This window comes from Vibrio sp. 10N.261.51.C6 (assembly GCF_041471785.1).
Lineage (GTDB): Bacteria > Pseudomonadota > Gammaproteobacteria > Enterobacterales > Vibrionaceae > Vibrio > Vibrio crassostreae_C.
The window spans coordinates 1-718 of the sequence record NZ_JBFRPB010000105.1; the positions used below are offsets into that span (position 1 = coordinate 1).

Genomic DNA, 718 nt, shown 5'->3' on the forward strand with positions numbered 1-718 from the left:
TCCAAATTGTTAAAGAGCAAGAGTTTTTAAAGCATTAAACTTTCAAAACCATTTTTAAATACACTCAGTTTTCTATTACTAAGAAAAGTGTGCTTAAAGATGGTGGGCGATACCGGGCTCGAACCAGTGACCCCCTGCTTGTAAGGCAGGTGCTCTCCCAACTGAGCTAATCGCCCATGATAGTTTTAATTCCTTCATGGAGAAAGAATGGTGGAGCTATGCGGGATCGAACCGCAGACCTCCTGCGTGCAAGGCAGGCGCTCTCCCAGCTGAGCTATAGCCCCATATTTTTATTTCCTTGGGAGGAAATGGTGGGCGATACCGGGCTCGAACCAGTGACCCCCTGCTTGTAAGGCAGGTGCTCTCCCAACTGAGCTAATCGCCCACGATAGTTTTAATTCCTTCGTGGAGAAAGAATGGTGGGTCGTGCAGGATTCGAACCTGCGACCAATTGATTAAAAGTCAACTGCTCTACCAACTGAGCTAACGACCCTTTTTACTTCTTGAAGGAAGTGGTATCCCGTAGGGGAGTCGAACCCCTGTTACCGCCGTGAAAGGGCGGTGTCCTAGGCCTCTAGACGAACGGGACACTGCAATTCATCTCTACTTTAAAAGTAGAAACAAACTTCGAAGAACTTGGGAGTTCTTCATCTCTTTTACTTTTTAAACCTAATCAATCTGTGTGGACACTTATCGTGAGTATCTTCGTATAAGGAGG

At 46.2% G+C, this 718-nt stretch carries 5 tRNA genes; all 5 read right to left on the minus strand.

From position 1 onward, the window contains the following. Nucleotides 1-100: 100 nt before the first annotated feature. Nucleotides 101-176, minus strand: a tRNA-Val gene (locus AB4375_RS21115). Between the two features lie 32 nt (nt 177-208). Beyond that, nucleotides 209-284 (minus strand) — tRNA-Ala (locus tag AB4375_RS21120). A gap of 25 nt (nt 285-309) precedes the next feature. Then, nucleotides 310-385, minus strand: a tRNA-Val gene (locus AB4375_RS21125). Between the two features lie 32 nt (nt 386-417). After that, nucleotides 418-493 (minus strand) — tRNA-Lys (locus tag AB4375_RS21130). Between the two features lie 20 nt (nt 494-513). Further along, nucleotides 514-589: transfer RNA gene (locus AB4375_RS21135), tRNA-Glu, on the minus strand. Nucleotides 590-718 lie beyond the last annotated feature (129 nt).